The 3,453-nt window shown below is 65.1% G+C and carries 6 protein-coding genes and 1 pseudogene; 3 read left to right on the top strand and 4 right to left on the bottom strand.

The genetic code is table 11. The features are described 5' to 3' along the window. Nucleotides 1-1,256, top strand: a 1,256-nt coding sequence (locus AC1DY5_RS47615) for a TAXI family TRAP transporter solute-binding subunit (RefSeq protein ID WP_478121342.1), incomplete at its 5' end; no start/stop codon positions are given. 109 nt (nt 1,257-1,365) lie between these two features. Here the strand turns inward: AC1DY5_RS47615 and AC1DY5_RS47610 are convergent. From AC1DY5_RS47610 to AC1DY5_RS47600, 3 genes and pseudogenes are all read right to left on the bottom strand, one after another. Continuing rightward, nucleotides 1,366-1,560, bottom strand: a pseudogene (locus tag AC1DY5_RS47610) (IS110 family transposase); the annotation flags it as partial. Between the two features lie 26 nt (nt 1,561-1,586). Continuing rightward, the gene (locus tag AC1DY5_RS47605) at nt 1,587-1,862 is read right to left on the bottom strand and encodes an STAS domain-containing protein (protein ID WP_478121341.1); all 276 of its coding nucleotides are present in this window, start codon (nt 1,860-1,862) and stop codon (nt 1,587-1,589) included. Further along, a complete protein-coding gene (locus tag AC1DY5_RS47600) occupies nt 1,835-2,095 on the bottom strand; it encodes a hypothetical protein (protein WP_478121340.1) in 261 nt (86 codons plus the stop codon). The genes AC1DY5_RS47605 and AC1DY5_RS47600 overlap by 28 nt, the downstream gene beginning before the upstream one ends. A gap of 211 nt (nt 2,096-2,306) precedes the next feature. On the opposite strand from AC1DY5_RS47600, the gene AC1DY5_RS47595 reads away from it, so the two are divergent. Together AC1DY5_RS47595 and AC1DY5_RS47590 are read left to right on the top strand one after the other, a co-directional pair. After that, entirely contained in the window at nt 2,307-2,606 is a 300-nt protein-coding gene (locus tag AC1DY5_RS47595) for a DUF2252 family protein (protein ID WP_478121339.1), read from the top strand. Next, nucleotides 2,603-2,794: a hypothetical protein gene (locus AC1DY5_RS47590; protein ID WP_478121338.1), complete on the top strand. Its 192-nt coding sequence runs from the start codon at nt 2,603-2,605 to the stop codon at nt 2,792-2,794. Before AC1DY5_RS47595 ends, AC1DY5_RS47590 begins: the two co-directional genes overlap by 4 nt. A gap of 266 nt (nt 2,795-3,060) precedes the next feature. Here AC1DY5_RS47590 and AC1DY5_RS47585 read toward each other — a convergent pair. After that, nucleotides 3,061-3,453, bottom strand: a 393-nt coding sequence (locus AC1DY5_RS47585; protein ID WP_478121337.1) for a hypothetical protein, incomplete at its 5' end; no start/stop codon positions are given.

Below are 3,453 nucleotides of genomic sequence, written 5' to 3'. Positions count from 1 at the left end.
GCATGTACCACCAGTACGCGCAGCGCTACAAGGAAATCCTGGCACGCGACGGTGTGACGGTCGAGGAGCGCATGACGGGCGGCGCGGACGAGAACGAGCGCTTGCTGCGGGATCCCCATTCCAGCGTCGATGTGGCCTTCGTGCACGGCGGTGTGGTGCGCCCAGCCGACCGCGAGACGCTGGTCATGCTTGCCGCCCTGTACTACGAACCGCTGTGGATCTTCTATCGCGACAGCGTCGTACACCCGCACATCGATGAGCTTCGCCACCGGCGGCTCGCCGTGGGCTCGCCGGACAGCGGCGTGCGCGCGTTCATGGAGCCCCTGCTGGCGGCGAACAACATCACCAACCTGAACTCCGAACTGGTGCCCTTGGTCAATCTTGAGGCCCTGCGCGCGTTGCAGGCGGGGCAGGTCGATGCGGCATTCCTGGTCGGGCCCGCGCAGTTCCCGGCGATCTGGCAGGCGTTGCACGACCCCGACCTGAAGCTGATGAGCCTGGCACGCGCCGATGCCTATCCGCGCAAGTTTTCATACATCACCAAGTTGACCCTGCCAGCGGGAACGATCGATCTCGCGCTGCACATTCCGCAGCAGGAGGTGAATCTGATCGGCACCAAGGCGATGCTGGTTTCGCGCGACGGCTTGTCGCCGGCGATCGTCAACCTGCTGCTCGAGGCCGGTCGGGAATTGCATGGACAGCAGGGATTCTTTGAAGCGGACGGCGAGTTTCCGAACACAGCGCCGGTGGACCTGCCCGTGTCGGCCGATGCGAATCGCCACCACCGCTTCGGGCCCAGCATSCTTCACCGTTACCTGCCGTTCACCCTCGCGGCCTACCTCGAACGCCTRATCGTGCTGCTGGTGCCCGTGCTGTTCGTGATCGTTCCCTTGACCAATTTTCTGCCGCGRCTGWTCCGCTGGCGCGCGCGGTCGCGCATCTACCGCTGGTACGGGGAGTTGGCACTACTCGAACGCGATGTCGAAACACGCACGGGAGCCTTGCCCGTCGAGCAATGGCTGGGCGACCTGGGCCGGATCGAGCAGGCCGCCGCCCGGATCCGTGCACCCTTGAGCTATGCCAGCGAAGCCTACACGCTGCGCGAGCACATCGGCCTCGTTCGCCGGGCCGTGATGGCCAAGGCACAAGGCGTTGGCGCGAACGCGGATGGCGATCCAGCAACTGCCGGGACCGAATCCGAGCGAATTGTTCTCCAAGCCCGCGCCGAGCCCGCCCAGGAAGCCCCGTCGAGTTGAAGATGTTGCCGACGCCGGCCTGGTACCACTGGCTGCCGCATTGCTGGTAGTTGAGTACCTGTTAGCGAAGCGTCGCGCTCGCTCATGAGAAACCAAAGTCTCGATGAGGTCATGCAGGCACTTGAGTCGGGGTGATGGAGAAGCCGAGGGCCTCGCCGCGTGTGAGCATGAAGTAGACCATTCGGGCAATCTTGTGGGCGGTGGCGGTATTGGCGCTGGACTTGTCCATGCGTGCACACATGCGGCGATAGAAGGCGCCGAGGGCGGAGCCGTTGCGCGACAAACTCGCTCTCAAGAAAAGCGCGAACGTTTGCCGCAAACCGCATCCTCTCACGCCGGTGCCGCAGTCTTTCGGCCCTCGAACTCGTCGATGACATCTGCAACCGAGATCCGGCGCCCGAAGTAACCCAGGCTTTCTTCAAGTTCCTCGGCGCGCAGGATGTCACGCACCGCGGCGTGCGCGTCGACCATCCGCATCCGGATGTCCGCCGCGGCGAACTCCTCGTGCGGCTTGGTCAGCAATTTCGCGCCGGCCAGGTCGACCTGGGGCCAGGTCGAGAGGGCGCAGACCACCAGCTTCAGCGGGCTCGGGGCAGCGCGCAGCATCCGCCGCACGGCACCGGCGTGTTGTCGGGATTGCGTTCGCTGTCGGAGAACCTCCGCGTGGCCGGTATCCGGCCCAGGATGGCCGCATGCGGGTGCGCCACGCGGCGGATCAGCAGCGCCAGCGACGCCAGCACTGCGACGATCACGCCATTGAGGATGCCCAGAAAAAGCACGGCGACGAAGGCAAGGACGGCGGCGACGGCGTCCTCGGCGGCCAGATCCCCGAGACCCATCTCGCGGTGCTGGGCGAGCCTTCCGGGAGGACTTGATACTCGCCAGTGACGAATTTCACCCTGGCGGGAGTTCATCATGACTTAGGAAGCGCAACCTGTGGGCGCGTTTGCGGCAGATGCAGAGGTGCTCCGTGGGGTCGACTCGCTGCGCAGTTGGCCCAGACATCCGATCTTCGTGTGAAAGGCAAGCGCCTTGGTGAGGCATGCCCTCGTGAAGCCCACGGCGTCTGTGCAACCACCCGCGAATCGACGTGACACGCTGAAGCTGCTGGAGGAGTCGAACAAGGGACGCATCGCGGAACTTATCCCGATCCGCTTCGGGCGCATGGTGCGTTCGCCGTTCACCTTCTACCGCGGTGCGGCGCTCAACATGGCGGCCGACCTGACAGCGGCGCGGACGACCGGGTTTCGAGCGCAGGCCTGTGGCGATTGCCACCTGATGAACTTCGGCGCATTCGCCACGCCGGAGCGACGCGTGATCTTCGAAGCAATAGCCTGTGCGGTAAGTTGATCACGCAGCTGACGTTCGGCTTGCTGGCCGGCCTGCTGCACGTCCCGCAGCACCTGGCGCTCGGTTTCCGTTGCGAGCGCCGCGGCTTCCTCGCCCCGCAGGCGGCGCTGCTGCTCGCGGGCCAGGTCCTGCTCGAGATCCTTGGTCGGCTGATGCGCCCGATCGAAGCGAGAATTCGTTTTTCCTGAGCGCATGGCGCGCCACGGCATCGCGCAGGTCCTGTTCACGATTGGTCAGCACGGTTGCGCTTTCCTGCCGCAGCCGCTCAGCACCAGCGAGGGCTTCCTCCAGCAGGGCATTGAGCCTTGCCACTTCCCGGGGCGCGGCCTCGCGCTGCCTCAAACTCTCCGCTGCCAGCGCGGTCACCTGCTGCTCTCGCGCTTCGCGGGCCTGCTGCGAAGAGGCGAGCGCATGGTCGAGGCTTGCCCGTGTCTGCGCAAACGCCTCAGCCCGCTCAGTCCAATCCCCAGACTTTGAGGGTGGCCGTCGGTGCATTGCCAAGGATCTTGTACTGAACTGTCACCGACGTGAGACGCCCCTTGCGTCCCGGGGCATCCGCCGGCGCGGTCTGTCCCCCCGCCTTCAGGACCCCGACATTCGTCAGCGTGTCATCTTTGCGGTTGTCCCAGTTGAGGACGAGCTGCGTGATCTGCACGTCAGCGCCCTCGGCAGAGAGCTTCACCTGCTTGACGTCCTTTTCCCATCGACCCCCTGCGCTCTTGATCGCTGCGCTTGGATCGGTGGACTTGATCGTCTGCTCGCCGAGCACGAACCACTCGTCAGCCGCTGTTGCCGTGCCCACGAAGCCCATGAGGGCGACGGACGCGACAACGAAAGAGGCCATCAA

The organism is Variovorax sp. P4_D9, from assembly GCF_056401695.1.
This window is presented reverse-complemented; position numbering and strand designations above follow the sequence as displayed.